Source organism: Klebsiella sp. 141153, assembly GCF_032601995.1.
GTDB lineage: Bacteria > Pseudomonadota > Gammaproteobacteria > Enterobacterales > Enterobacteriaceae > Klebsiella > Klebsiella aerogenes.
In genome coordinates, this window is the sequence record NZ_JAQIRJ010000040.1 from 1 (window position 1) to 394 (window position 394).

Sequence of the window (394 nt, forward strand, 5' to 3'; positions counted from 1 at the left end):
AAGGCAACGTTATTGACATAATTCTCGGCGCCATTATCCGGATAGGGCCACGGTACTGATGAGACCATGTACCGAACAATCTCCCAGCGAGGATAAAGTATCTGAATTTGTGAGGCATCTTCTGAGGATAATGGTTTTAACAGTAAGCGTTCTGTATAGAGAATAGGTATTGGCATCAGCACTTTTCCTTCCTGAACTTAGTGTCTATTACTATTTAAGCCATTAAATAGCTATCTCAATGTATCTTGATGTACAGAAAATATCTATACAATAGGAGGCGCGGTTAACAAGCAGTCAGAGGCAGTTTTTGGCACTGCGCGGATGAACCAACTGAGTTTAAGCTCCAGTCTGAGCGAAGAGCAAACCACACTATCTGAGGTAACGTATTACTGTT

General features: G+C 41.9%; 1 pseudogene. It reads right to left on the reverse strand.

From position 1 onward, the window contains the following. Nucleotides 1-176: pseudogene (locus PGS10_RS24975) on the reverse strand (GNAT family N-acetyltransferase); the annotation flags it as partial. Nucleotides 177-394: the final 218 nt, after the last annotated feature.